At 50.7% G+C, this 26,204-nt stretch carries 22 protein-coding genes; 14 read left to right on the top strand and 8 right to left on the bottom strand.

Features of this window, described 5'->3' with window-relative positions:
- Positions 1–58: 58 nt before the first annotated feature.
- The 4 genes from EC840_RS01135 to pabB all read right to left on the bottom strand — a co-directional run bounded on the left by EC840_RS01135 (position 59) and on the right by pabB (position 5,655).
- Positions 59–1,651 (bottom strand): EAL domain-containing protein, encoded by a 1,593-nt coding sequence (locus EC840_RS01135; RefSeq protein WP_132963798.1) that lies wholly within the window; start codon positions 1,649–1,651, stop codon positions 59–61.
- A gap of 453 nt (positions 1,652–2,104) precedes the next feature.
- On the bottom strand, positions 2,105–3,469 hold the full coding sequence (locus tag EC840_RS01140) for an L-serine ammonia-lyase (protein ID WP_120160689.1): 1,365 nt from the start codon (positions 3,467–3,469) through the stop codon (positions 2,105–2,107).
- Between the two features lie 207 nt (positions 3,470–3,676).
- Positions 3,677–4,279 carry a CoA pyrophosphatase gene (locus EC840_RS01145; protein ID WP_129638516.1) on the bottom strand — a complete coding sequence of 201 codons (603 nt, stop codon included), beginning with the start codon at positions 4,277–4,279 and terminating at the stop codon, positions 3,677–3,679.
- Positions 4,276–5,655, bottom strand: a complete 1,380-nt coding sequence (gene pabB, locus EC840_RS01150) for an aminodeoxychorismate synthase component 1 (RefSeq protein ID WP_132963799.1) — start codon at positions 5,653–5,655, stop codon at positions 4,276–4,278. Before pabB ends, EC840_RS01145 begins: the two co-directional genes overlap by 4 nt.
- Positions 5,656–5,817: 162 nt before the next feature.
- Between pabB and EC840_RS01155 the strand changes: the two genes are divergently transcribed.
- Positions 5,818–5,997, top strand: coding sequence for a YoaH family protein (locus EC840_RS01155; protein WP_112291045.1), 180 nt, complete (start codon positions 5,818–5,820; stop codon positions 5,995–5,997).
- 99 nt (positions 5,998–6,096) lie between these two features.
- On the opposite strand, the gene purT is transcribed toward EC840_RS01155, so the two are convergent.
- Positions 6,097–7,275 (bottom strand): formate-dependent phosphoribosylglycinamide formyltransferase, encoded by a 1,179-nt coding sequence (gene purT, locus EC840_RS01160; RefSeq protein ID WP_132963800.1) that lies wholly within the window; start codon positions 7,273–7,275, stop codon positions 6,097–6,099.
- Between the two features lie 259 nt (positions 7,276–7,534).
- Here purT and dbpA point away from each other — a divergent pair, with 259 nt between their 5' ends.
- The 4 genes from dbpA (at position 7,535) to pip (ending at position 13,160) form a co-directional block, all read left to right on the top strand.
- Positions 7,535–8,917 (top strand): ATP-dependent RNA helicase DbpA, encoded by a 1,383-nt coding sequence (gene dbpA, locus EC840_RS01165; protein ID WP_120160697.1) that lies wholly within the window; start codon positions 7,535–7,537, stop codon positions 8,915–8,917.
- Between the two features lie 199 nt (positions 8,918–9,116).
- Entirely contained in the window at positions 9,117–9,482 is a 366-nt protein-coding gene (gene yebF / locus EC840_RS01170) for a protein YebF (protein ID WP_132963801.1), read from the top strand.
- A gap of 122 nt (positions 9,483–9,604) precedes the next feature.
- Positions 9,605–11,644 carry a prolyl oligopeptidase family serine peptidase gene (locus tag EC840_RS01175; protein WP_132963802.1) on the top strand — a complete coding sequence of 680 codons (2,040 nt, stop codon included), beginning with the start codon at positions 9,605–9,607 and terminating at the stop codon, positions 11,642–11,644.
- A 559-nt stretch (positions 11,645–12,203) separates the two neighbouring features.
- Positions 12,204–13,160, top strand: coding sequence for a prolyl aminopeptidase (pip, locus tag EC840_RS01180; RefSeq protein ID WP_129638521.1), 957 nt, complete (start codon positions 12,204–12,206; stop codon positions 13,158–13,160).
- A gap of 18 nt (positions 13,161–13,178) precedes the next feature.
- Here the strand turns inward: pip and EC840_RS01185 are convergent, their stop codons facing one another.
- On the bottom strand, positions 13,179–13,409 hold the full coding sequence (locus tag EC840_RS01185; protein ID WP_112291033.1) for a DNA polymerase III subunit theta: 231 nt from the start codon (positions 13,407–13,409) through the stop codon (positions 13,179–13,181).
- Positions 13,410–13,814: 405 nt separating this feature from the next.
- Here EC840_RS01185 and ftnA point away from each other — a divergent pair, with 405 nt between their 5' ends.
- The 6 genes from ftnA (at position 13,815) to EC840_RS01220 (ending at position 17,739) form a co-directional block, all read left to right on the top strand.
- Positions 13,815–14,321 carry a non-heme ferritin gene (gene ftnA / locus EC840_RS01190; RefSeq protein WP_095921401.1) on the top strand — a complete coding sequence of 169 codons (507 nt, stop codon included), beginning with the start codon at positions 13,815–13,817 and terminating at the stop codon, positions 14,319–14,321.
- Positions 14,322–14,496: 175 nt separating this feature from the next.
- The gene (copC, locus tag EC840_RS01195) at positions 14,497–14,847 is read left to right on the top strand and encodes a copper homeostasis periplasmic binding protein CopC (protein ID WP_243701010.1); all 351 of its coding nucleotides are present in this window, start codon (positions 14,497–14,499) and stop codon (positions 14,845–14,847) included.
- Between the two features lie 3 nt (positions 14,848–14,850).
- Positions 14,851–15,735, top strand: a complete 885-nt coding sequence (gene copD / locus EC840_RS01200) for a copper homeostasis membrane protein CopD (protein ID WP_129638522.1) — start codon at positions 14,851–14,853, stop codon at positions 15,733–15,735.
- Positions 15,736–15,781: 46 nt separating this feature from the next.
- A complete protein-coding gene (locus EC840_RS01205; RefSeq protein WP_232829845.1) occupies positions 15,782–16,120 on the top strand; it encodes a YebY family protein in 339 nt (112 codons plus the stop codon).
- Positions 16,121–16,513: 393 nt separating this feature from the next.
- Positions 16,514–16,732 carry a hypothetical protein gene (locus EC840_RS01215; protein ID WP_129638524.1) on the top strand — a complete coding sequence of 73 codons (219 nt, stop codon included), beginning with the start codon at positions 16,514–16,516 and terminating at the stop codon, positions 16,730–16,732.
- A gap of 308 nt (positions 16,733–17,040) precedes the next feature.
- Positions 17,041–17,739: an extensin family protein gene (locus tag EC840_RS01220; protein ID WP_129638525.1), complete on the top strand. Its 699-nt coding sequence runs from the start codon at positions 17,041–17,043 to the stop codon at positions 17,737–17,739.
- 12 nt (positions 17,740–17,751) lie between these two features.
- Here the strand turns inward: EC840_RS01220 and EC840_RS01225 are convergent, their stop codons facing one another.
- Together EC840_RS01225 and EC840_RS01230 are read right to left on the bottom strand one after the other, a co-directional pair.
- A complete protein-coding gene (locus EC840_RS01225) occupies positions 17,752–18,930 on the bottom strand; it encodes a M20 aminoacylase family protein (RefSeq protein ID WP_129638526.1) in 1,179 nt (392 codons plus the stop codon).
- A 358-nt stretch (positions 18,931–19,288) separates the two neighbouring features.
- Entirely contained in the window at positions 19,289–19,546 is a 258-nt protein-coding gene (locus tag EC840_RS01230; RefSeq protein ID WP_132964094.1) for a DUF1883 domain-containing protein, read from the bottom strand.
- Between the two features lie 592 nt (positions 19,547–20,138).
- Between EC840_RS01230 and EC840_RS01235 the strand changes: the two genes are divergently transcribed.
- From EC840_RS01235 to EC840_RS01245, 3 genes are all read left to right on the top strand, one after another.
- Positions 20,139–22,823 carry a WG repeat-containing protein gene (locus EC840_RS01235; protein WP_243700997.1) on the top strand — a complete coding sequence of 895 codons (2,685 nt, stop codon included), beginning with the start codon at positions 20,139–20,141 and terminating at the stop codon, positions 22,821–22,823.
- Between the two features lie 113 nt (positions 22,824–22,936).
- Positions 22,937–25,687, top strand: a complete 2,751-nt coding sequence (locus EC840_RS01240; RefSeq protein ID WP_243700998.1) for a WG repeat-containing protein — start codon at positions 22,937–22,939, stop codon at positions 25,685–25,687.
- A 100-nt stretch (positions 25,688–25,787) separates the two neighbouring features.
- Complete coding sequence (locus EC840_RS01245; RefSeq protein WP_207914734.1) at positions 25,788–26,177, top strand: ASCH domain-containing protein; 390 nt, start codon at positions 25,788–25,790, stop codon at positions 26,175–26,177.
- Positions 26,178–26,204 lie beyond the last annotated feature (27 nt).

Genomic DNA, 26,204 nt, shown 5'->3' on the forward strand with positions numbered 1-26,204 from the left:
TAAAACGGCGACTCCGGTCGCCGTTTTTTATGCCTGAAATAGTGCGAATACTTTGGGATTAGACAGAACCCTGAACGTCCTGAGGTTCCATATTTTGGGTCGATTTCTGATAACGTTCCAGCCAGACCGGGAAAACTTCTACCGGCATCGGACGTGCAAAGTAGTATCCCTGCAAAGAGTCCACTCTGCGTTTACGCAGATAATCAACCTGTTCGCGGGTTTCTACCCCTTCAGCAATCAGCTTTAAATTCAGGCGCTGCGCCAGCGTAATAATGGTGTCCGTGACCGTCGCATTGATGGCATCGGTTCCGATGGATGCTGTAAACGCCTGGTCAATCTTCAGCACATCCGGATTCAGCGTTTTGAGATAACTCAGCGAACTGTGGCCGGTACCAAAATCATCAATAGCCAGCAAAATCCCCATGTCCTTGAGTTGAGATATTTCCGCGGCACGCAGTTCCTGAAGACGCGTGCGCTCGGTCAGTTCAAGCATCAGTGAGACAGAAGGCTGAGCCGGAAGCCACAGCTTGCGGATATCATCCACAATTTCCATATTATTAAAATGCTGCGCTGCTACGTTAATGCTGACATAAAAGCCAGGTGTCGCCGGGAAAACCGCCAGATTATCGGCAACGGTTTTAATCAGATAGCGGGTAAGCGAGATGATTAACCCGTGCTGTTCTGCCAGCGGAATAAATACATCAGGCGACACCCATTCCTGCCTGCGGTTTTTCCAGCGCATCAGCGTTTCCACACCGATACAGCGGCCGTCATCGCTGTTAATAATCGGCTGGCAATAGACCTTAAATTCGCGGTGTGAAATGCCGTGGCTGATCGGATAGGCCAGACTGATCCGGCTGCCGGAAAGCAGGTACACCGCGGTAGCCGTCAGCAAACTGATTAACACCGAAAGTGGCAAGTGTGAAGGGAGTTCATTCCAGGCCAGTTCGCTGGCTTTTTCTCCGAAGATGGAGACAGAGAAATCATATTTTTGCGATCTCTCACTCAGCAGAGGAGGGTACGGAAGATCGTCGCTGCTGATGATGTCCTTTTTGCCATACTCGAGATATTGCTTACCAACGTTCAAAACGATATGGCTGGCATAGGGCGGTTGCGGTTCGAGCAGGAAATTCGACAATATGCCAATATTATAAACAAACAGTTCGCCGTTACGGTTATCCGGTGTTGAGGGATTCCAGAGAACCAGTGTCGGGGTATCGACACGGCTCCATTTCGAAGCCCGCAGTTCAAGTTGCGTTAAGCCCTGAGAAAATGACGGCAAAATGTCGTTGAGGCTGAGATCCAGCGCACCGACCAGACTTGAACAGGTGATTTTACCGTCACTGACCAGGCTTATAGAGCGTAATGTCTGCAGCCGGGCGACTTTTTGCTGAAGTAACGATTGCAGGACGTTGCAGCCAAGCGTCTGATCCAGAGGCGTTGATTTTCCGGCAGGTGACGCCGGTTCGAGTAGTTTTTCCAGCTTCTGAACGGTGTGCAGCGCGACACGTTGCTGGTCTTCTGCAATGACCTGTGCTTGTTCGTAAATACGAATGCCAAGCGTCAGAAGCAAAGTACATATCCCCATCGCGCAGGCAAGCGCAATGCGATAGTAGCGATACTTCGCAAGTCCGGTCTGTGAGAACAGCATCGTTCTAATCCTTTTTATCCCGTGTTAATTGCAGGCTCAAATTATTTTTTTAAAGGTTTACCGATGCGTAACAGCCAGTGTGTTTTTATTGATAGTAGCTGTAAATCGTCGGATGCTCAGCCTGAGCTGGGGAAAATACACTCAATTTTAGGGTAAAAATTAAAGAAAACCAGCCTAGGTGACGTTGTCACTTATATTTTCCCCGAAGAACCCGTCCTTTATTTTTCTGTAGTAAGAGTCTTACCGATCGGGGAAATCAGGCGGAAAACAGCATGCCGTACCTGCAGGGTATAATGCAAGTGACACATCCATTATGTTTTGATAATACAACAGGTTGTCATTAACGAAGGTTTTATTGCTGCCAGCTATCGTGTGGATAATATTTCCTGCGGTAAACCGGCTGAAAATGCTTCAGCTGAAGAACCGCAGGAAATTATCAACGCGACAGTAAAATCAGTCGCACTGAACCTTAATCGCCAGACCACCACGCGACGTTTCACGGTATTTTGAATTCATATCTTTACCGGTTTCGTACATGGTTTCGATCACTTTATCCAGAGACACTCTTGGCTCGCTGGTGCGGCGCAGTGCCATCCGGGCAGCGTTAATCGCTTTCACCGAAGCAATGGCATTACGCTCAATGCACGGCACCTGAACCTGTCCGGCTACCGGATCACAAGTCAGACCGAGGTTGTGTTCCATACCAATTTCGGCAGCGACACACACCTGCTCAGGGCTGCCGCCCAGCAATTCCGTTAGACCTGCTGCCGCCATCGAACAGGCTACGCCCACTTCGCCCTGACAACCGACTTCTGCACCAGAAATCGACGCATTCATTTTATACAAAATGCCGATAGCGCCGGAGGTCAGGAAATAGCGCAGGTAAATGTCAGGGCTGACCGACTGAATAAACTGGTCATAATAGGCCAGTACCGCCGGCACAATGCCGCATGCACCGTTGGTTGGCGCAGTCACTACGCGTCCGCCTGCGGCATTTTCTTCGTTAACTGCCAGCGCAAACATATTCACCCAGTCGATCACGTTCATCGGGTCACTGGAAAGCTTATCGTTTGACACCAGCATCCGGCGCAGAGCAGACGCACGGCGCGGTACCCGCAGCGGCCCCGGCAACACGCCTTCAGTATTCAGACCGCGATCGATACACGCCTGCATGGTGTGCCAGATCTTCTCGAAATACTGGTCGATCTCCTGCTTACTGTGTTGCGCCAGCTCGTTCTTCATCACCAGCCCGGATAATGACAGGCCGGTTTCCTTACATTTAGCCAGCATTTCACTGGCCGAATTAAAGCTGTAAGGCACGGTGACTTCGTCGAGAACCGGCTGACCGAAGTGTTCGTCATCGACAATAAAACCGCCGCCGACGGAATAATACGTTTTGCTGTAAATCATTTTATCGCCAGCAAACGCATGGATTTGCATGGCGTTCTCGTGGCGTGGCAAATTCTCACCGCGGAACACCATGCCGGTATCACGCGGGAAATCTACTTCATGCTGAGTGGTGCCCAGCGGCAAACGCTCACGTTGCTCAACGTCGCGGATAAAATGGGGAATTCCGTCAATGTCGACGGTGTCTGGCTGATTACCGGCCAGGCCTAAAATAATGGCGATATCTGTGTGGTGGCCTTTGCCTGTCAGAGACAAAGAACCAAAAACGTCCACGGCGACACGCGTAACGGCAGGCATCATGCCCTTTTCCAGCAGGTCGTCAGCGAACTGTTTACCGGCTTTCATCGGGCCCAAAGTATGGGAACTGGAAGGGCCAATCCCGACCTTGAACATGTCGAAAACGCTAATCACGTCGAATACTCCTGTAATAGATTGCGGCAGGGAACGGGATCCCTGGCTTCCATAAATGAACCACAGCGAGATTTCGTCTTTATGGACGGCTCTCTTGTTCTTATGGATAGACTTATAGTTTAAAAGGGCTGAGAGGCAAAAGTTTCATTTTTCGCATGAAATAAACTTATTTGATGCAAAAGTGTGATCGCTATGTAATCAGAGCGCTCAGACTTCGACCTGTCCGGCGAGCTGGCGGATGATAGCGGCGGTGAGACCCCAGACAAATTGCTGCTGATACCAGGACAAATAAACGCGGTGATGAATGCCCCTGCGATGAATATCAAGCGGGTGATAACGAGCCAGATCAAAAGCTTCACGCAGCGGCATTTCAAATAACTCGGCGACTTCGTCTTCAGCCGGATGCAGCGGCACATCGACGGGTAACAGCCCTACTACCGGTGTGACCCGAAAACCGCTGCTGCTATCCTGCGGCGAAAGTGTGCCTAATACATAAACCTGTTCAGGCGGAATGGCGACTTCTTCCTGCGCTTCACGCAAGGCCGTGGCGATAATCGACGCATCAGAAGCATCCGCCGCGCCGCCGGGAAAGGCGACTTGTCCCGCGTGTTTGCGCAGCTGATCTGATCGGCGTGTCAGTAACAGCGTAGGTTCGGGGCGGCATATGATCGGGATCAGCACCGCAGCGTGACGGGTTCCGCGCAGCGCCGGTGCGGGCTGGCGAGGTTGCTGCAACTGAAAGCGCAATATGAAATCTTCAACAGCGGGGGAAAGTGTCTGAATTGGCGCATGTTGTTCCAGCAAAGTCACGATGATGTTTCTCCTAACTGAGGCAGAATTCGGGCAATCTTATCAAAAGTTTCCTGATATTCTGCCTGTTCCTGACTGTCCGCCACAATCCCGCCGCCTGCCCAGCAATGAATTTTTCCCTGCGACGTGAGTAACGTGCGGATGGTGATGTTGCTGTCCATGGTGCCGCAAAAGCTGATATACGCGATGCTGCCGCAATAGCCGTTGCGGCGATGTGGCTCGAGTTCTTCGATGATTTCCATTGCACGCACTTTCGGTGCGCCGGTAATGGAACCGCCGGGGAAACAGGCGCGTAACAAGGCCGCAGGATGGCACTCTTGCGGTAACTGCGCAGTGATGGTGCTGACCAGATGATGCACCGCCGGAAACTGCTCTACCACAAACAGTTCCGGCACGCGCACGCTGCCGGGTACGGCGACGCGCCCGATGTCATTACGCAGTAAATCTACAATCATCAGGTTCTCGGCACGATCTTTCTCCGATCCTGCCAGACGTTTTGCCTGTCGCGCATCTTCTGTCGGATCTTCGCAACGTGGCAGGGTGCCTTTAATCGGTCGTGTCTGAATCTGGTTTTCTTTAAGCCAGATAAAACGCTCCGGCGAGAGGCTGAGAACGGTGTTTTGCGGCAGACGCAGAAATGCTGAGAAGGGCGCACGGTTGGCCTGATTCAGACGCAGAAAAGCCTGCCATTCATCGCCGTCGTACTGCGTGGAAAAACGTTGCGCCAGATTGATCTGATAACAATCGCCGTCGCGGATATATTCCTGAATCTGCCTGAACTTTTGCCCGTATTCTTCGCGGCTCATATTCGCCTGCCACGGCGCATTCAGCCGGAAAGGCGCTGACGCAGAGCGGATTTGCTGATGCTCATCAAGCCAGCGCAAACGTGCAGAAATATCGCCATGACAAATCAATGTTAAACGCTGCAAATGATGATCGGCGATCAGCGCCCAGTCATAAATCCCGACAGCCATATCGGGCAACTCAATATCGCGTATCGCGATTTGTGGCAGATCCTCAACGCGACGGCCTAAATCATAGCCGAACAGCCCGAGAGCGCCGCCGAGAAACGGAAAGTCAGGCAAGCTTTCTGCGTGTAATCCGCAAGCAGTCAGTTGCTCTTCAAGCAAGGCGAAGGGATCGTCCTGCCGGCATTGTTCCACGCCATTTTTTTCAATCTGCGTCAGCCCGCCACGGGTGGTCAATGTTATCAGCGGATCCGCCACCAGAATATCGAAACGGTTATGCTGATGCTGTGCTGCACCTGAGTGTAAAAGCATCGCCCAGGGCAGGGCGGAAAGCGGTGTGAAACGCTCTGTCAGTGCATCTGGCTGATAAGGTAAGGAGTGAAAAACAACGGACTGGGTGGCTTGCATGGCAGGTATAAGCTTCTCTGGCGCGATGACGTATTTTAGGCCGATCCTAACACAGAACTGAGGGGCTGAAAGCAGCGCAGGCGATTTGCCTTATTTAGGCGTATACTGTGCAACCCCGCCTTGCGCGGGCTTTATTTATCACCAGTACAACAGGACACTCCCATGCTGACAGGTATGCCTTCATTATCACATCATGAACAAGAACAGGCCGCCGATCGTATCCGCCAGTTAATGGAAAACGGCATGAGCAGCGGCGAAGCCATTGCGACCGTTGCAGAAGAAATCCGCGAAACGCATAAAGGCGACCGCGTCACCGTCATTTTTGATGACGAAGACGAATAAAACTGACTGACGGTTTGCGTCACTGCTTGCGTCATGACAAAGAAAAACCGGACCCTTTTCAGGTGTCCGGTTTTTTTTCGTCTCAGCATTCTGAATCGTCTAGCCTTTAACAACCACAGCAGCGGCCGCTTTTTTCGCCTGTTCCACGGCGTCTTCAACATTGTCTGCAATCGCCAGCGCCACACCCAGACGACGTTTGCCACTGATTTCCGGCTTGCCGAACAGACGAACCTGATTGTAGCCCGTCAGCGCATTTTCCAGACCGCTGAACGTGACGTTATTGCTGGTCAGTTCCGGCAGAATCACGGCAGATGCAGAAGGGCCGAACTGGCGGATTTTACCTACAGGAAGGCCGAGGAACGCGCGTACATGCAGAGCAAACTCGGACAGATCCTGAGAAATCAGCGTCACCATACCGGTGTCGTGCGGGCGAGGGGAGACTTCGCTGAAAATCACTTCGTCGCCGCACACGAACAGCTCAACGCCGAACAGGCCTTTGCCGCCCAGCGCTTTCACCACTTTCTCCGCGATGTCTTTTGCACGCTGCAATGCCAGCTCAGTCATCTGCTGTGGCTGCCAGGATTCGCGGTAATCGCCGTCTTCCTGACGGTGTCCGATTGGCGCGCAGAAATGAATGCCGTCAACGGCGCTGATGGTCAGCAAGGTGATTTCGAAATCAAACTTCACCAGTCCTTCAACAATCACGCGTCCGCCGCCTGCACGGCCGCCTTGCTGCGCGTAATCCCATGCGGTCTGTAACTGATCGGCGCTGCGGATCAGGCTCTGGCCTTTACCGGATGAGCTCATGACCGGCTTGATAATGCATGGATAACCGATGGCGTCGACGGCCTGACGGAAAGCCGCTTCATCATCAGCGAACTGATACGTCGATGTCGGTAATTTCAGGGTTTCAGCGGCCAGACGGCGAATGCCTTCGCGGTTCATGGTCAGGCGGGTCGCTTCAGCACAAGGCACCACGTTGTGGCCCTGTTTTTCCAGCTCAACCAGCATGCTGGTTGCGATGGCTTCGATTTCAGGCACGATAAAATCAGGGCGTTCACTTTCGATAACTGCTTTCAACGCGTCGCCGTCGAGCATATTAATCACATGACTGCGATGAGCGACCTGCATCGCCGGTGCATCGGCGTAGCGGTCAACGGCGATCACTTCCAGGCCAAGACGCTGACATTCGATGGCCACTTCTTTACCCAGCTCGCCAGAGCCTAATAACATGACGCGGGTGGCGCCGGTGCGCAGTGCAGTACCAATGGTTAACATAGCTTCGTACCCAGATCTGTGGTGAGTGAAAACAGGAATTTCGGCGCGCAGTATATCTGAAATAAATGACGACGAAAACGATTGCGCGGCACGTCAGGTAAAATTCTCTGTGCAAAAAAACCGTGTTTTACAGGTTTTTTTAGCCTGTTTTCTGCTGTTTAAGGCAGCCGGTGAGCGTCTCTGTTATCATTTAGCCAAACCATGGCGTCAGGCTTCCTGCCGCTGCCCCGATTTTTGCCTCACATAAAGAGTTATCGCCTTGAGCACGCATTCCTTTTCTGCCCTGACATTGCCCGCTGAGCAACTTTCCAACCTGAATGAACTGGGTTACACCGAAATGACCCCGATTCAGGAAGCCTCTTTGCCTGCCATTCTGCAAGGTCAGGACGTTCGCGCTAAAGCCAAAACCGGCAGCGGTAAAACGGCCGCCTTTGGTATTGGTTTGCTGAACAGCATTACCGTTTCACAGTTTGTTGCTCAGGCGCTGGTGCTGTGTCCGACTCGCGAACTGGCCGATCAGGTCAGTAAAGAGTTACGCCGTCTGGCGCGATTTACCCAGAACATCAAAATTCTGACCCTGTGTGGCGGCCAGGCGATCGGGCCCCAGCTCGAATCACTGGTCCATCCGCCGCACATTGTGGTGGGTACGCCGGGCCGTATTCAGGAACATCTGCGTAAAGGCACGCTCAAGCTCGACGAGCTGAAAGTGCTGGTGCTGGATGAAGCTGACCGCATGCTGGACATGGGCTTTAGTGAAGATATCGAAGATGTCGTCAGCTATACGCCGCAGGACCGCCAGACGTTGCTGTTCTCCGCGACCTATCCGGACGGCATTGAGCGCATCAGTTCCAAATTCCAGCGTCAGCCGCTGAAAGTAGAAATCGAAGGTGAAGACGACATTGCCGATATTCAGCAAATCTTCATTGAAGCCGGTAAGCAACAGCGCTTATCCCTGCTGGCTGCGGTGCTGTATCAGTATCAGCCAACGTCCTGCGTGGTGTTCTGTAATACCAAGCGTGACTGTCAGGATGTTTGTGATGACCTGAAAGCGAAAGGCATCAGTGCGCTGGCGCTGAATGGCGATCTCGAACAGCGTGATCGCGATCGCGTGCTGGTGCGTTTCTCCAATGGCAGTTGCCGTGTGCTGGTAGCGACAGACGTGGCCGCGCGCGGGCTGGACATTAAACAGCTGGGACTTGTGATCAACTACGAGCTGTCTTTCGATCCGGAAGTTCACGTTCACCGCGTGGGTCGTACCGGCCGTGCAGGAACGAGCGGTCTGGCCGTCAGCCTGGTGACGCCGCAGGAAATGCCGCGTGTGACCGCGCTGGAAGATTATACCCGTCAGCGTTTCACCTGGCAGCCTGCTGCTCAGGCGCTGGCCGCAACGCCGGTGGCGCTGGATCCTGAAATGGCGACATTGTGTATTGATGGCGGCCGCAAAGCCAAAATCCGTCCCGGTGATATTCTCGGTGCGCTGACCGGCGATGCTGGGCTGACCGCTGCTGAAGTTGGTAAAATCGATATGTTCCCGGTTCACGCTTATGTGGCGATCCGCCAGAAAAGCGCGAAGAAAGCATTGCAGCGTTTGCAGGAAGGGAAAATCAAAGGCAAAAACTGTAAGGCCATCATTTTACGATAAAGGCTTTGCGCTGATAATTTTACGTTAACGGCTTATCTTTGAATTGAACGTCATATTGTTAATGTTGTGTTATTGCCTTGTTGAGGATTATATTATCTAACGCAAGCGATGACCTTGTAATTGGTGGGGCTATTATTTTTAAGGTCCACGGCTCCGGCAAGGTCAACTGGATGAACGACAAAGACTGGGAAGACGAACGATGAAAAAGGTAATCTTGGGCGTTGTGATGGCCGTTGCAGGAATGAGCAGCCTGAGCCAGGTCGCACAGGCTGATGAACCCGAAGTGAGAACGGCAACGGTGACACCGTGCGCCACGGCCACCAAAGATGACGTGGCCGCGCTGGTAAAACGTGATTTCCTCCAAAATCGTATTCCGCGCTGGGATGCGGATAAAAAAGTGCTCGGCACTCCCACGCCGGTCGCGTGGGTGGTGACCGACAGCATCAGCGGCAGTAATGCGAAATGGGATATCCCGCTGAAAGTGCGTGGTGATCACACCGATAAAACTTATCAGGTGACCCTTAACTGTCAGATTGGCGAAATCAGCTACAGCGCGCCGTTATAAGCACCGACTGCGTCCGTTAATTCCTTAGCGGACGCATTATTTCCCCGCATTGACGTCTCTTGGTTTCCCTGTCTAAACCTGTCACTCTTGTCAAACCGCAAAGAGGACAAAGAGATCCCGAGATGATGACACCTCCAAAGGCTGAAAAACGCCCGCAAACCCTGAGTATTCACGGTGATGACCGTGTCGATAATTATTACTGGCTGCGTGACGATGACCGCGCCGATCCTCAGGTTCTGGCCTATCTCACGGCTGAAAATGAATTTACAGAACAGGCCATGCAGCCACATCAGGCATTGCGTGAAACGCTGTACGGCGAAATGGTGGCGCGCATTGCGCAGCAGGATCATTCCGTTCCTTACGTGAAACACGGTTATCGTTATCAGACCCGTTATGAGCCGGGCAACGAATACGCCATCTATCTGCGCCAGCCTGCCGCCGGACAAGAAAACTGGAGCACGCTGATTGATGGCAATGAGCGCGCCAAAGACAGTGAGTTTTACACGCTGGGCGGTCTGGATATCAGCCCGGATAACAAACTCATGGCCGTGGCGGAAGACTTTCTTTCCCGCCGTCAGTACGATATCCGCATCAAAAAACTCGATGACGAAACCTGGACGGACGATCTGTTAAAAAACACCTCCGGCAGCAGCGAATGGGCTAACGATTCTCAGACGTTGTATTACGTGCGCAAACACAAGAAAACGTTGCTGCCGTATCAGGTTTATCGCCACGTGGTCGGCACGGATCCGAAAACCGACAAGCTGGTGTACGAAGAAAAAGACGACACGTTTTACGTCGGACTGGATAAAACCACGTCTGAAAAATACATTTTGATCCATCTCGACAGCACCACGACTTCCGAGATCCTGCTGCTGGATGCCGATGATCCGCAGGCCAAACCGCAGGTATTTCTTTCACGTCGTAAAGATCATGAATACGCCCTCGATCATTATCTTGGGCATTTCTACATTCGTTCCAATAAAGACGGCAAAAACTTCGGACTTTATAAGAGTGAAGATGGTGTGGAAGCCAGCTGGCAGACGCTTATTGCACCGCGCATCGAAGTGATGCTGGAAGGCTTCAGTCTGTTCCGTGACTGGCTGGTGGTGGAAGAACGTCACCAGGGGCTCACGCAGTTGCGCCAGATCCACTGGAAATCCGGTGAGGAAAAATCACTGGCGTTCGACGATCCGACGTATACCACCTGGCTGGCATACAATCCGGAACCGGATACGTCGTTACTGCGTTATGGCTATTCCTCGATGACCATGCCGAGCTCGTTGTTTGAACTGGATCTTGATACGCATGAACGTACCTTGCTTAAACAGCAGGAAGTGAAAGATTTCGATGCAGACAATTATCGCAGCGAACGTGTCTGGGTTACGGCGCGCGATGGTGTGAAAGTGCCGGTGTCGCTGGTTTATCGTCGTGAGTTGTTCAAGCTGAATGAAAATCCGCTGCTGGTGTACGGCTACGGTTCTTATGGCAGCAGCATGGATCCGGCGTTCAGCGGCAGTCGCCTGAGCTTGCTGGATCGCGGTTTTGTTTTTGCACTGGCGCATATCCGCGGCGGGGCAGAACTGGGTCAGCAATGGTACGACGACGGTAAGCTGTTCAATAAACTCAACACTTTCCATGATTTCATCGATGTGACCAAAGAGCTGGTGGCTGAAGGCTACGGCGATGCCGGACAGGTGTATGCGATGGGAGGGAGTGCGGGCGGCTTACTGATGGGCGCAATTATTAATCAGGCGCCGGAGTTGTATCACGGCATCGTGGCGCAGGTTCCGTTCGTTGATGTCGTGACAACTATGCTCGATGAGTCGATTCCGCTGACGACCGGTGAATACGACGAGTGGGGCAATCCGAACGACAAAGCCAGTTATGACTATATGCTGCAATACAGTCCGTACGATCAGGTCCGCGCGCAGGCCTATCCGCATATGCTGGTCACCACCGGTTTACATGATTCGCAGGTGCAATACTGGGAGCCGGCAAAATGGGTGGCGAAATTACGCGAGCTTAAAACCGATGATAACCAGTTGCTGATGCACACCGATATGGATTCCGGGCACGGTGGTAAATCCGGCCGCTTTAAAGCCTATGAAGATATCGCGCTGGAATACGCTTTTGTACTGGCGCTGGCGACGAAAAACTGAGTATCAGGCTTTTCCCCTAAATAATTCGAATTGCAGGCAGGCGGCAACTGAGCGAATCCCGATGAGCTGACATGGGTCAGTGATTCGGGTGAGTAAACGCCGCCAACGCACCTGCAATTTGAAGTATGACAGGGACATAAAAAAACCCGCTCTCGGCGGGTTTGATCTACGAAGTACATTGTTAAGCAGAAGCTTTCTTGGCTTTTTTATCAGCCTTTTTTTCGGCCGGCGTTTTCAATGGCTTTTTCTTCGCATTCTTTTTGCTATCCATTCCTTTACTCATAATTGCCTCTCTTAAAGCGGGTGGATTGGGTTGCTCACCTATTTACTGCTTAATTCAGGTCAGTTGCAAGCACCTTCGCGTTTCCCACAATACTTTACAGAGGAGTGACATTTCATCAGCTGGCATGTGAGGCAATCAAATTGCGTGATAAGTATGCGAACGGCATGCAAAACAACGGTTTTTGGAGATAACCACTTGTTGTAAGTGGGCCAATGCGCTGTTATTAAGATGTAAGCACATTTATCAATACACTGGCCGAATAGAACAGGAAATGTCATGCCAAAATTAAAAGGGTTGTATCCACCGCTGGAAGCTTATGCCAGTGGCATGCTTGATACGGGCGATGGTCACCAGATTTACTGGGAGCGCAGCGGAAACCCGGCGGGCAAACCGGCAGTATTTCTTCATGGTGGGCCTGGCGGCGGCTGTTCATCGGTTCACCGTCAGTTGTTCGATCCTAAAGATTATGACGTCATGCTGTTTGACCAGCGTGGCTGCGGACGCTCTAAACCTCACGCCAGTCTCGACAATAATACAACCTGGCATCTGGTCGATGATATTGAACGTTTGCGCAAAATGGCCGGTATCGATAAATGGCTGGTATTTGGTGGTTCGTGGGGCTCAACGCTGGCGCTGGCATACGCCCAGACTCACCCTGAGCACGTCAGCGAGATGGTACTGCGGGGCATTTTCACTCTGCGCAAACAGGAACTGACCTGGTATTACCAGGACGGCGCCTCCCGTTTCTTCCCTGAGAAATGGCAGCGTATTTTGTCGATCCTGTCGGAAGAAGAACGCAAAGACGTAATTGCTTCCTATCGCGCCCGTCTGACCTCCGATGACCGCGCTGTTCAGCTTGAAGCGGCTAAGATCTGGAGTTTGTGGGAAGGGGAGACCGTGACGTTGATGCCTGCGGAAGGAGCGGCATCATTTGGCGAAGATAATTTCGCGCTGGCTTTTGCCCGCATTGAAAATCACTACTTCACGTATATGGGCTTTTTAGAAACTGATGACCAGTTGCTGAAACATGTGGAACGCATCCGCCATATTCCGGCAGTGATTGTTCACGGCCGCTACGATATGGCCTGTCAGGTGCAAAACGCCTGGGATCTGGCGCAGGCCTGGCCGGAAGCAGAATTGCACATTATCGAAGGTGCAGGGCATTCTTTTGATGAGCCGGGCATTCTCGATCAGTTAATCCGCACCAACCAGCGTTTCGCCGCCCGGCGCTAACGTTTCCAGCTTTCCCGCTTACTTTTGCTTAGGCTCGTAAGGTAAGCGGGAGAACTTATGTGATTCCCCGCGATAAAACATCACCCGTTCACGAAAATAAGTGCGCAAATGCGCAGGCTGCTCGCGTTCTGCTATCTCCGCGACAACCGGCATGTTGTAGCGTTCTTTGAAAGCCACCGCTGAGGCGGCAAGATCGACGTTGATGCGATCCATTTCGTCTTTGCTGATTTCAGCCAGATTGATACTCATTGCTGCTTCCTGGTGATCCGTTTTGCCTCATTGTACCCGAGGCAGACGCTATCGTGAATGTTGTGATTTTACTTTTACACTATCCCTAAGAAGAGAATTGGCAGATTAATATTAAGAGTAAATAAGAACCATTCACAAATCTGAAGTGATAATTAACTTCAATAAGAACTCGCTAATTAATATCCTGAATAAGAATGATTCTTTTTAATATCCATCTATATGTTAATGATTATCATTGTTGTATATTTATAGAAATAAAATACTTCTATAAATCATAAGCTTAAATATATTTGTTATTTCTGTGAATATTAATGTGAATCGGGTGTTTTTATTTTGTATTGATGCGGGCATAATGCGGGTAATTAATTCAGCCCACCTGCCGTAATTTAAATCCGGAGCCGTACCATGCTTAAAAAAGAAATGATTGATCAGCTTAACGAACAGCTGAACCTCGAGTTTTATTCTGCCAATTTATATTTGCAGATGAGTGCATGGTGCAGCGATAAAGGCTACGAAGGTGCCGCCGCATTCCTGAAACAGCATTCAATGGAAGAAATGGATCACATGCATCGTCTGTTCAAATACGTCAGCGATACAGGTGCTCTGCCACTGCTGGGCGCCATTGCTGCTCCGCCGGTGTCTTTCGAATCGCTGACCGATTTGTTCAAGCAGACTTACGAACACGAACAACTGATCACTCAGAAAATCAACGAACTGGCAGATTTGTCCATGACGCTGAAAGATTATTCTTCCTTCAACTTCCTGCAATGGTACGTTGCAGAGCAGCATGAAGAAGAAACGTTGTTCAAATCTGTTCTGGATAAACTGGCTCTGGTAAGCAATACCGGCAACGGTTTGTTCTTCGTGGATAAAGATCTCAAAAATATGGTGGCCCAAGCTCCGGCTGGTTAATTTTCAGTTGTGTGAGCTTGCAAACAACGCAGAGTGCTTCGGCCTCTGCGTTTTTTATGTTTTTATGACAAACGTTTTAAGCGCGTTTGCGCTAAAGTGTCGGCGTTATAAATTCATCATCAAGCAAGCCAAGGAAATTATCGTGTTCAATAAAACCACTTCTCTTTGCCGTGCCCTGGCAGTCTCAGCCGTTTTGCTGAGCGGATTTATCTCACAGCAGGCTTCCGCTCATGCTCACCTCAAAACGGAAACTCCGGCGGCGGATGCGGTTCTTACAGCCAGTCCGACCGAATTATCGCTGGGTTTCAGTGAAGGTATCGAGCCAAATTTCAGTAAAATTAACCTGAAAGATGCCAGCCAGAAAACGGTGAAAACCGGGAAAATGACCCTGGCTGCGAACGATAATACGCAGGCCGTGCTGCCCCTTACCGATGCGCTTGCCGCCGGTAAATATGTCGTGACGTGGAATGTGGTTTCCGTTGATGGTCATAAAACAAACGGTCAGTACAGTTTCACTGTTAAATAAGCCATGAGCCTTACAGCACTTTTCGTCCTGTGCCGGTTCGTGCATTTTGTGTCACTGATGCAAATCTTCGGACTGAGCGTATTTTGCTCATTGCTGGCGCCTGACGGATTTTCAGCCATTTTACAGCGTAAAAATCAGACGCTGATGGTTTGGTCCGGGCTGCTTGCAGCAGTCACTTCTGTCGGAATGCTGGCTATTCAGGCAGCGCTGATGGGCAATGGCTGGGACGATATCCTCAACATTAACGTGTGGATACTGGTGTTAACCACCGCATTTGGCGAAGTCTGGAGCTGGCACTTATTACTGACCGCTGTGCTGTTACTGGTTCTGTTAATGGAGTGGATGCCCGGACGTCACGTCCTGCTGTTTCTGTGCTCGCTGGGTTTACTGATCACTCAGGCTTTGATTGGCCATGCGGCCATGCATCAGGGCTTACTGGGACTGGCACAGCGGACTAACCATGTGGTGCATTTGCTCAGCGCAGCCTACTGGTTCGGGTCTTTACTGCCTTTACTGACCTGCATGTTGTATGCCCGCGAGCCCTCTGCAAGACCCTACGCGATTGTGACGCTTATCCGTTTTTCTGTCTGGGGACATGCCGCGGTCTCGCTGGTGATCATCACCGGTGTCATCAATACCGCCATTGTTTTGCAGCGCTGGCCCACCGATATGACATCGCTTTATCAGTGTCTGCTGGTGGTCAAAGTGATACTGGTCGCGATGATGGCGGCAGTGGCTGTCTATAACCGTTACCGGCTGGTGCCCCTTATGGGTAAAGACCCGAAGAGGGCGCAGAGCCGTTTTATCACCATGACCTGGCTTGAATGGGGGCTGGCGCTTAGCGTTATATTGCTGGTGAGTTGGTTCGCGACACTTGCCCCGCGCTGAAACGGTCATCTGAAGATTACAAAGAATTTAATATCATCGAGGAAAAATCATGAGGAAAACACTGCTAGCCTGCGTGCTGCTTACCTTATCTGCCAGCAGTTTTGCCGCACCGCAACTGGAGACCATCAGCCGCCTGCAATACGGTAAGGACTGGGCCTTCACCCGTGAAGAAGTCATGCTGCAATGCCGTCCGGGCAATGCGCTGTATGTGATTAACGACAGTACGCTGGCGCAATATCCTCTGAATGACGTGGCAAAAGAGCAGGTTAAAAACCATCAGGTTCAGGCGGTGCCCCTGGAGAAAATCTGGCTGGATGACCCGCAGAATCCCGGACAAAAAATGAGTCTGGCACCTTTTATCGCCAAAGCTGAATCGCTCTGCTGAAGCGCCGTGCTGCCGGTAAATGGCTGATGTTAATCCCATGTTTTGCGTATGTTGTCACACAATGAAAATAATGCCTCATTGTTATTATCACTATGTTTCAAACTGGGTGGAAATTAGTCATCTGTCGTCTATTCTTTAAGTTGTACGGCTTAACCGCCTGCATTAATGCCAACTTTTAGCGCACGGCTCTCTCCCAAGAGCCATTTCCCTAGACCGAATATAGGAATCGTATTCGGTCTTTTTTTTGCCTGTTTTAAAATCAAAAAATTGCAATCCAAACAGTCAATTAGCCGATTTTCACTTACCTTCAGTACCACCAGTTTAGACTTTCTCACTCCACTGTAGCTATGATGTTTGCATACTCTATTTGTATGACCTGACAGGGCGAATTCTATGCTGATTTATAATGTTTTTGGTCGCCACCTTGCTGTTAAAAAGACTTCCGGTGGATGGCAAGTCTTCCGTGCGGATTTGGCAGAGAGAAAGTTCTCCAGACTTTATGACATCATCATTCCTGACGAGATGACCGAAGATGAAATTCCCGGCTGGCTGGGGGATATTTTTCATGAGGCGGCCAGTGAAAGGCATCCGGATGTCAGGCGGATGGAATAACCGGGCACGGCATTGCTGAATAGCGCTCTCAGATTTCAGTTTAAAAAAAAAGCCCGCTCGGGGCGGGCTGAAAGGGGTATTGCGAGGGTCTTACACACTATGAAGGACAGTTCACAGTGGACACAGGAGAAGAAACTTAGTCTTCGGGAATTAAAGTAACAAACTCAATGTCGATTTATGTCAAACCTTCGTAAGTTTATTTCCCTACTTGTAACTCTGTCAGAACATTATTTACTCAGGCGCTATACTCATAATATTACTCTCGATAAATCAAGGGACTGCTGCGGCACAACCGGGTAAGGAGCATTATGCGATATTGGGTTAGCCTGATTGTAATTTTAGCGGCAGCGTATTTCTGCGGTCCATGGGTAAGCCGCCATGTGCCTTCTGAATATAATCCTTTCACCCCGCTGGTTATCACTGACCCTCCGAATCTGATCACCCGGTACAAATTAAGAAAGCTGGATAATAATCCTCACGAATGTCTGGCCGCTCTTGAACGTGCTCAAACTGAAGGCGCTATTCAGTTCAGCAATGCAGGGAGTATGGGAGGAAAGTGTCCGCTGACTGATCCTGTTCGTGTTCGCGGTTTTGGGGATGTTGCACTCAGTTCGAGCTATCTGGCGAGCTGTCGCCTTGCCCTTAGCAGTGCGATGTTTGTCGGGCAGGTGGCGAAGCCTTTGGCTTCTCAGGAGTTAGGTTCACGGCTGGTAAAAATTGACCATCTGGGCAGTTATGCCTGCCGGAACGTTTACAATAAACCCGATGCACGGCTCAGTGAACATGCAACGGCTGAAGCTCTTGATATCGCAGGATTTGAGCTGGCGGATGGTCGCCATTTAACCGTGTTGAAGCAGTGGCCTCAGACGGGCATTGAAGCGCAGTATATTCATAGATTATTCACAGAGAGCTGTCCGTTTTTTGGAAACTCTATTGGTCCGGATTATAACGCAGCGCATGCGAATCACTTCCACTTAGGCATGCGCTGGTTCGGATTTTGCCGCTAAGCTGTTAGGTCGTTAATCTGCCAGATAACGCTCAACCAGTCGAGTCCAGTAGGCTGCGCCGAAGCTCAGACTCTCATCATTAAAGTCATAAGCCGGATTGTGCAAAACGGCGCTGTCCCCGTTACCCAAACGAAGGAAGCATCCCGGTTTTTGCTGCAGGAAATATGCAAAATCTTCACTGCCTGAAATGGGTGGCAGATTATCAATGACGTTGTCTTCACCCAGCAGTTCTTTTGCCACTTCGGTTGCAAACGCTGTTTCCTTGTCATGATTCACCAGCACCGGATAGCCGGGCACATATTGAATTTCTGCTCTTGCGCCGTATCCGGCTGCATGATTATCCACCAGCTGACAAATGCGCTGTTCGAGGGTTTTACGTACTTGCGGATCGAACGAGCGGACACTCATTTCCAGACGCGCTGTTTCCGGGATGACATTCGCCGCATGGCCTGAGTGCAATGAACCGATAGTGACCACTGCCGTTTCATTAGGGTCGATGTTGCGCGCAATGACCGACTGCAAGGCAACAACCAGACTGCCGGCAACCAGAATGGGGTCGACGGTCATGTGAGGGCGGGCGGCATGACCGCCTTTTCCATGGATAGTGATATTGACGGTGTCGCAGGCAGCCATAAACGGCCCTGATCGGAACATCATTTTCCCGACCGGATAGCCCGGGTGATTATGTAAGCCGTAAACGGCATCACAAGGGAATCGCTCAAAAAGTTGTTCAGCCAGCATGCGTTCAGCGCCGCTGTTGAAACCAATTTCTTCTGCAGGCTGGAAAATAAGATGTACGGTTCCAGAGAAGTTTTTGCTGCGCGCCAGCTGTTCGGCTGCACCAAGCAGCATCGTTGTGTGTCCGTCATGTCCGCACGCATGCATTTTGCCTGGATTCTGACTGGAGTAACTCACACCTGTTTGTTCAGTTATCGGCAAGGCGTCCATATCGGCACGAATACCGATACTGCGTGAACCGTTGCCAAGTGTCATTGTGCCGACGACGCCGAAGCCGCCAATGCCCGTTGCCACCTGATAGCCGAGAGATGCTAACCTTTCAGCCACGAGCGCAGCCGTTGCTGACTCTTCATTGGAGAGCTCCGGGTGTTGGTGCAAGTGTTGGCGAACTTTACGCAGCTCAGGAATAAGGTCGGCTACGTCAGCGATGGTGCAAAGTGATTTATTATTCATTTTTAGATATCTGTTTTTGCCTGAAAAAAATCCGGTGAACTGACCGGCGCCACGTCGTTACATCAGACAGAATGCAATGTGGAATCACCGCTTGCAATCAATTAATCAGGCCTGGAAAGAGGTTTTCAGATATGTGGAATGTTCAATTCAATAACGCTATGTAACTGATGTAACGAGCTAAAGTTTATTACGCGACGTTACGCAAGAATCAACTTTGACCGTGGACGGTATTCCCTGATGTCTGTAACTTCATCAGCTGCAAAACGTCGGATTGCGAGGTCTTAAGATCAGGCAAATGGTTTTCCATTCGCCTGAGCAAAATATTAAAAGAAATGAAGGCTTTTTTATAAGAAGGTGATCAGGCTGGCAGGTAGCTGATTGAATGCTCCAGAGAGTCGCATTTGGAATCGATGAGGACACTCCAGACACCTTTGTAGGGGATCCCTACATAAGCCGTATTCTGATCACTAACTGTCAAAATATCGCCGAAACCAGAGTGACGTCCTTTTCGCTCAACTTCACTTTCACACATCAGGTGTATGTGACATTTTTCTGAACAACGTATGACGACAGTGTCGCCACCAAACAGACTCAGTCTGGCTCGAACAATAGGCATGACTTTTCCCCAATTAGATAAAACACCTGAAATACGCTGTAACCGAACACTGCCAGGTTTTACGTCACCCAGACCGGGAGTGATATTGGTCACACAACGCTCATTTATCTATAAAACCAGACAAAAGCTGGGGAAATAATGACTTTAATCAAAAGTTATAAGAATCTTTCAGAGATTAATAATTCGCCATTTTTATGCCTGTAACCAAAAATGATCCTATTTTTAAGAAAGAAGTAAAAATGTAATTATGAGGTTAACGGAATGTGCTGAATCAAATCGGATGGTAACATCTGTAGGGTACCTTTCGGTGCAGTGATGAAGTGTATTCATTCGTTACAGAGTAATAAATTAGCTGCTTTTTCTTTCACAAGCTGACACCCTATAGGCGTATAACATGTGCGCGCGTTTGAAATTGATTATTATCGGATTTATTACCGTCTCACAGGCCCATTTTGCGGGTGATGAAGAAAAAGCGCGCGCAACACTTTCCTATTTTATCCAGTTATAAGGGCATCGGATGAATTGCTCCGAAAAATTTAAATACATCAGAAATTTCAGTGCGTTAACCCTGGTTCTGAATGCTTTTTTTACTATGCCGGCACATGCGGACGACGCGCAGTTACGGGCATGTGGCAATGCAAAAACCGCCAAAGACTGTCAGTTGCCTTTCCAGCAGGGGCTTTCGCCTGTTCAGGTCGGCCTTTCGCGTGAACCACAGTGGGGCTACGTGGATACCACCGGGCACATGGTCATCAAACCTGACTTCAGCGAAGCGCGGGGTTTTGTTAACGACCTGGCTGCGGTGAAAAAAGGCGACCAGTTCGGATATATCGATAAAAAAGGCCACTGGGTTATCGAGCCGCGCTTTACGCGTGCTACAGATTTTAACGCCCAAGGGACTGCGTTAGTGGTGACAGATAATCGTCTGGCGCTCATAGACAAAAAAGGCGCAGTGATTAAAACGCTGCCATTTGCCGTTGCACTCGACAGCCGTGGTTTTGCCGGCGGCCAGGCCCTGGCAAGTGTACAAACTCAGGTGTCACCTGCGTTGTGGAATGCCTCCACCGATCGCTCTCTTTCTTTACCTGATGATGTTATGGCGCTCGATTTGCCACAGTCAGGGTTAATCCCCGCCAAAAAACGTGATTCTTCAGAAGAAGGTTATTGGGGCTATCTCGATGAGAACGGTGACTGGGCGATAAACCCGATGGTGCTTAAAACGCGGGATGAACCACAACTTAATGGTGACGTAGTTGCGGTAAAAACCAAGAATCTTTGGTCATTTGTGGATCGTCAGGGTGTTGCGTTAAATAAAGAGCAATACAAATCTGTTCGACCGCTTGCTTCCGGCAGCTGGCTGGTGACGGGGAATGATAACAATAAACAGTTACTCAGCAGCAAGCTGGAGAAAGTGCAGGATATTCCTGCTGATCAGTCTGAAAACATTCTGGTCTGGGGAAAGGCAACATTGGGTACGGGTAGCAAAGGCATTGTTATCATCGGTGCGGATAATCAGATTGTTTCGCTGAAAGTGAATAAGCCGCAAGTGCTGCAGCAGGGAAATCATCTCTGGGTTATGCAAACTGAAGGCAAGGCGCCACAAGTCGCACAGATTTATGACAACAATGGTGTGGCGCTTCTCAATGATGCCACCCTTACTGCTCTCAAAGACTACCAACTACGGCCATTGGGCACAGTGGCGATCACAGATGATGTCACTGCACTGCCAGAAACAAACGGCGATGCGGCACACAGTCTCCCATGGGCGGTTCTGACCCCCGCGGATGCCAGCAAACCGCCTGCCATTCTTACCTCGCAAGGTAATGTTTTGTCTGATCCCCAATGGGCTTCAGTAGAAATCTCCGGTTCTCAGGCGCCGCTCATCATCCACACTCAAACTAAAAAAACGGGTGCTGTCGATGCTTCAGGTAAGTGGGTTATTCAGCCGGTGTATACCCAGATCACTCCGTTCGAGGGTGACTACACCTGGGCCGTAGAGAATGCCAATAATGCTGATGTTAAACATCTGATTGACCGAAACGGTAATGCAATCGAGGTACCGGCAGACATTCAGAAAAATGCTCAGCGTTTATCCTCAGGATTGATTTATTACACCGAGGGTGAAAAAGAAGCGCAGCGCTGGGGCTTGTGGGATATCGCGAGCAAAAGTATTAAGGCGGCACCACAGTTCACTGAAATCGATGCCTTCAATGAAGGTTATGCCCTGGCTAAAACGGATGAAGGATGGGGCGTTCTCAGCGCTAATGGCTCCTGGGCGATAGCCCCGGATGCGGAGCGAAGCGGTAAATTCCAATATATTGGTCAGGATGTGTTTACTCTTTCTGATAATGATCAGCCTGGAGAACGTGGTGCAATCGCCAGCCATTACAGTCTTTATAGTGCCCAAAGCGGGCTGGCGTTAGCGACGGATTTACTCGCCAGACCGCAAGCTGTCGGTCAGAACCATTGGCTGGTTCAACCTTCCGAAGGGGGCGTGGCCTTACTGGATAACGCCGGGCGTTCCCCTGTCAGTAAAGCCATTAATGCTTCATCGAGTTCTGTAGAAGGTGACTGGATTAAATTGAGTTTCGCGCCACATTACGGCGCGATTGACAGCCAGGGCCACTGGCAAATTCAGCCGCTTTACACGGCTGAATTTAATTTCATCGCACCTCTGAATCTAAGCCGTGCTGTCAGCGACGGGCGAACTATGCTGATAAGTGACCACGGCGCTTCGGCAGAGGGCTTCGAACAGGCGCAACCGCTTAATTCGATGATGCGTCTTGTCATGAATGATGACGAGAAAGGTGAAACCGTTCTGTATGACAACGACGGCAATGAAATCCAGCGCTTCGCCGGGCTTGACAGTCTGCAGGCCGACAAAGCCAGTTCAGGTGTTATTCCTATGCGTGATCAGAAAGGCCTTTATGGTTTTGTCGATCAGCAAGGCAAGAAGCTGATTGGTGCTTACTTCGATCAGGTGGGTGCGATGAGTAATAATTTTGCGACTGCCGTGAAAAAATCAACGTACGGAAACCTGCTGGGTTATATCAATACCACGGGCCGTTTCGCTGTTTTGCCTAAATTTGACTGGGCAACCGATTTTAGTGAGAAGCGTGCGTGGGCTGGTGGCAAGGGTGTGGTGAATTTGCTGAATGCCGACGGGAATGTACAGGCAAAAATTCAGGTGCGTTGTAATCAGCGCGTCATCGTGGATGCGAAAGGTGCTTATCTTTGGCCTGCTAAAGCACCCACTTGCGGTTCCGGGGGTAATTAATGATTGTCAGCAAACCTTTAAGGCTACGTCACGCACTCCGCTGCGCATTGAACACCGGTAGCACATTGGCCTTTTTGACGCTGACTGCCTCGGCTGTTGCGGCTGAACCTGTAATGGCTGAATCAGCACCGGGATGTTCGGCGCCATTGCCCGCTTCCAGAGCCGATATCCAGCTACGCGCTGCGCTGCCTTTAGTGCAAAATTTGTGTATCCGCGATGTGCGTGAAGGGCGTGCTGCCGTACTTTTATCCGCAGCTGACGCAACGGATGAGCGCTGGGGGTTTCTGGATAATCAGGGGCAGCTCGTTATCAAACCTGTTTTTGAGCAGGTCGGGGATTACCACTTCGGTGCCGCTGCCGCCATGCAGCAGGGAAAATGGGGCTATATCGATCTGACCGGCAACTGGATGATTCAGCCTTCCTTTGACAGCGTACAACCCTTTACAGAAGCCGGTCTGGCCGTTGTGAAGGTGGGCGGAAAATCCCAGATTATTGATCGTAAAGGTATTCAGGTCGGTAAAGCACTTGATGATTTGGTTGATGATGCTGTCCTGAGTAATGGCGTTCCTGCCCGCCTCAGCCTGACATTTAACAGCGTACTACTTTCACCAGACGGTGTACGCCATGTGGCGACGGACAAAATGGAAGTGGTTGAGCCGTTTGGTTCCGATGATCTGTTCATTGCGGTCGATGCCACAAAAGGCTATGGCATTGTGGATGGGAATCTGACCTGGCGTGTTCAGCCACAGTACACGTCCATCACCTTGGATCCCCGTAATCCTTCTGTCGCACTGGCGAAAAAAGCGGATGGAATGACTTTAATCCGCACTGACGGAAGTCAGGACGAGCAGAAATATCTTACTGTCAGCGAGGAAACTGGCGCCTTCTGGCTGGCGAAAACGGCCGATGGCGTCAAATTGCTGAATAATTCCGCCGCTGTGATTGCCACTTTCAATGAAGCCGGAGCGGCAGCACTTCGGGTTTCAGGGGATTATGTTTTAAATCCTGCCAGCAAAGACTCTCTGACTTTATATGTGCCGGGGCGAAAACAAGCCATTACGCTGCCTGCAGGCAGTGAGCCCTGGGAGCACAATACCGGTGAGTTCCTGATAACCACCAAAGGTGAGCAGAAAAAAGTGAATGCCATTGTTGCTCCTTCTGGCGGAGTCATTGGCGGGACTCAGAATGTTGGCTGGCTGGCGCAAATTTCCAGTGCTGAAGTTATCGAGCACCGTTTGTGGTTGCGCAATGATCAAGGTGATGTGGTGAATGTGGTTGATGCCACAGGCAAGGCATTGCTGAATCAGAAGAGTATCAGCACTCTGGAAGGCAGCCGTATCGAACCTCTGACTGCCAGTATTGATGCCCCTTCAGCTTCAGCGCCACAGGCACTTGCGCTGGTGCGCCCTGGTAATGCTGGCAGCAAAAATGGCGCGGGTTTCCTGCGCCCGGATGGCTCCCTTCAGCTTGAGACTAAATGGCAGGATATTGAACCTGCTGACATCAGCAATAACATCGGTCAGTTCATCGTGAGAACAGCCGATGGCACTGGCGTGGTGGATGTGCAGGGCAAGGTTATTATCCCGCTGACTGAAGATAATATTTCTCCTTTTGTGCAGGGTTACGCTCTGGACTATCTGAATGGAAAACTGACCGCACTTGATCACGCCGGTAAGCATTATGATTTGCCGAACGTGTTTGAGATTGAATCCCTCGGCAATGGCTGGTTCCGCTATCGTGAAACGGCAGCCGAGGGGGCGTTGTGGGGCATCTACGACGTCATCAGTCAGAAGACTGTCCTGCAACCGGCGTATCAGGATGTAGGCGATTACTCAGAGGGGCTGGCCGCATTCAAATCACCGGAGGGGCTGTGGGGGATACTCGACAGTCAGGGTAAAGTGGTTGTAACGCCGAAGTATGCTGAGGCCCGCCGCATTAACTCCGCCCTCTGGTTACTGACGCAACCTGCAACCGACGGACAATCTGAATCGTCTGTTCTGGCAGAAATCACAGGCAATGACGCGCAACCAAGAATTGCACCTGTCGCCGGACTCACCGTAAATCAGTTTAGTGACGGGCGTATTCTGGCTACTTCTGCGGCCGGTCAGTCCTGGCTTCTGGATGCTAAAGGTAATATTCAGCTTCATGAGCAGCAGACACGTATCAGTGCGCTCGGCGACTGGGTCAAATTATCGCGCCAGCCTCAGCAAGGATATCTGTCTGCGCAAGGCGAATGGCAAATTCAACCTGTGGGTGAAAGCCGGAGTTCTGCTTTTGTACGAGGGCGGGCCTTGCGCTCAACGCCAGCAGGCTATGAGCTAATTGATGACAAAGGTGTGCGCGTGGCAGCCATGCCGGAAGGGCAGTGGAGCATGCCGCCAGAGAGCGGCTGGTCTGTGTCCTATGATCCGCAGGACAACGAGCCTGCGACACGTTATGTCGATAATACCGGTAAACTGGTTCTCACGGTTCAGGGCCACGCCAGTCAGATGGTCGATGATCATGCCGTACTGACGCGTGCTGATGGGACAAAAACCTGGATTAACGGGCAGGGTAAACAGACTGATGGCGTCTCTTATGCTGATTTAGGTTTGCCTGTCGACGGGCTGGCATTCGCCAAAACTGACGGTAATTATGGTTATGTCGATGCGCAGGGCAACTTCGCGGTGGTGCCGGTGTTTAGCGCCGCGTCGCCGTTTGACAGCGGAGTGGCGGTCGTTTCCACACAGGCCATGTCGATGATGATCGACAAAACGGGTAAACCTCTGGCGCGTGTTGATAAGGAATGTGGTATTAGCGTCTTATACGGCGCCGGTAGCGCGCGTCAGTGGCCGGCGACAATGCCGGAAAACTGCAAACCTTAAGACACTTTTCCGGCTTGCAAAACCCGCTGCGGCGGGTTTTTTTGTGCTAATGTTTAACTGTAATGGCAGTGAACTATCTCAATTGAAAGGATAAATTATGATTCCGCAGATCCCACTCAAATACAGGGACGCAGAGCGCTGGTCGTTTGGTGATACTGAATCGTCAGCTGACGAACTGGCTAAGCGCGTTATTGCTGGCACAAAAACCGCCACCTGTTCAAATCTTGATGATGATCCTGAACCTGAGCCGGGCGAAATCTTTTTGGTAGTTGATGGCCGCAATAATCCGGTGTGTGCCGTGCAACTGACCGAAGTGAAACAAGTGCCTTTTGATCAGGTAACAGAACAACATGCCTGGGAAGAAGGAGAAGGTGACCGGACGCTGGCATACTGGCGCAAAGAGCACCAGCGTTTCTTTGAGGAATATGAAATGTTTGAACCGACTATGCCTCTGTTACTCATGAAGTTCCGGATGGTTGAAAAGTTCTAAACCCTTCCAGAGGCCTGATGCAGAAAT

This window comes from Rahnella sp. JUb53, from assembly GCF_004346065.1.
Lineage (GTDB): Bacteria > Pseudomonadota > Gammaproteobacteria > Enterobacterales > Enterobacteriaceae > Rahnella > Rahnella variigena.

Bases quoted from the DNA above. Each gene is read 5' to 3' on its own strand.
- EC840_RS01135 (WP_132963798.1), bottom strand. From the start codon at position 1,651: ATGCTGTTCTCACAGACCGGACTTGCGAAGTATCGCTACTATCGCATT.
- pabB (WP_132963799.1), bottom strand. From the start codon at position 5,655: ATGCAAGCCACCCAGTCCGTTGTTTTTCACTCCTTACCTTATCAGCCA.
- EC840_RS01155 (WP_112291045.1), top strand. From the start codon at position 5,818: ATGCTGACAGGTATGCCTTCATTATCACATCATGAACAAGAACAGGCC.
- purT (WP_132963800.1), bottom strand. From the start codon at position 7,275: ATGTTAACCATTGGTACTGCACTGCGCACCGGCGCCACCCGCGTCATG.
- yebF (WP_132963801.1), top strand. From the start codon at position 9,117: ATGAAAAAGGTAATCTTGGGCGTTGTGATGGCCGTTGCAGGAATGAGC.
- EC840_RS01175 (WP_132963802.1), top strand. From the start codon at position 9,605: ATGATGACACCTCCAAAGGCTGAAAAACGCCCGCAAACCCTGAGTATT.
- pip (WP_129638521.1), top strand. From the start codon at position 12,204: ATGCCAAAATTAAAAGGGTTGTATCCACCGCTGGAAGCTTATGCCAGT.
- EC840_RS01185 (WP_112291033.1), bottom strand. From the start codon at position 13,409: ATGAGTATCAATCTGGCTGAAATCAGCAAAGACGAAATGGATCGCATC.
- ftnA (WP_095921401.1), top strand. From the start codon at position 13,815: ATGCTTAAAAAAGAAATGATTGATCAGCTTAACGAACAGCTGAACCTC.
- copD (WP_129638522.1), top strand. From the start codon at position 14,851: ATGAGCCTTACAGCACTTTTCGTCCTGTGCCGGTTCGTGCATTTTGTG.
- EC840_RS01215 (WP_129638524.1), top strand. From the start codon at position 16,514: ATGCTGATTTATAATGTTTTTGGTCGCCACCTTGCTGTTAAAAAGACT.
- EC840_RS01220 (WP_129638525.1), top strand. From the start codon at position 17,041: ATGCGATATTGGGTTAGCCTGATTGTAATTTTAGCGGCAGCGTATTTC.
- EC840_RS01225 (WP_129638526.1), bottom strand. From the start codon at position 18,930: ATGAATAATAAATCACTTTGCACCATCGCTGACGTAGCCGACCTTATT.
- EC840_RS01230 (WP_132964094.1), bottom strand. From the start codon at position 19,546: ATGCCTATTGTTCGAGCCAGACTGAGTCTGTTTGGTGGCGACACTGTC.
- EC840_RS01235 (WP_243700997.1), top strand. From the start codon at position 20,139: ATGCCGGCACATGCGGACGACGCGCAGTTACGGGCATGTGGCAATGCA.
- EC840_RS01240 (WP_243700998.1), top strand. From the start codon at position 22,937: ATGGCTGAATCAGCACCGGGATGTTCGGCGCCATTGCCCGCTTCCAGA.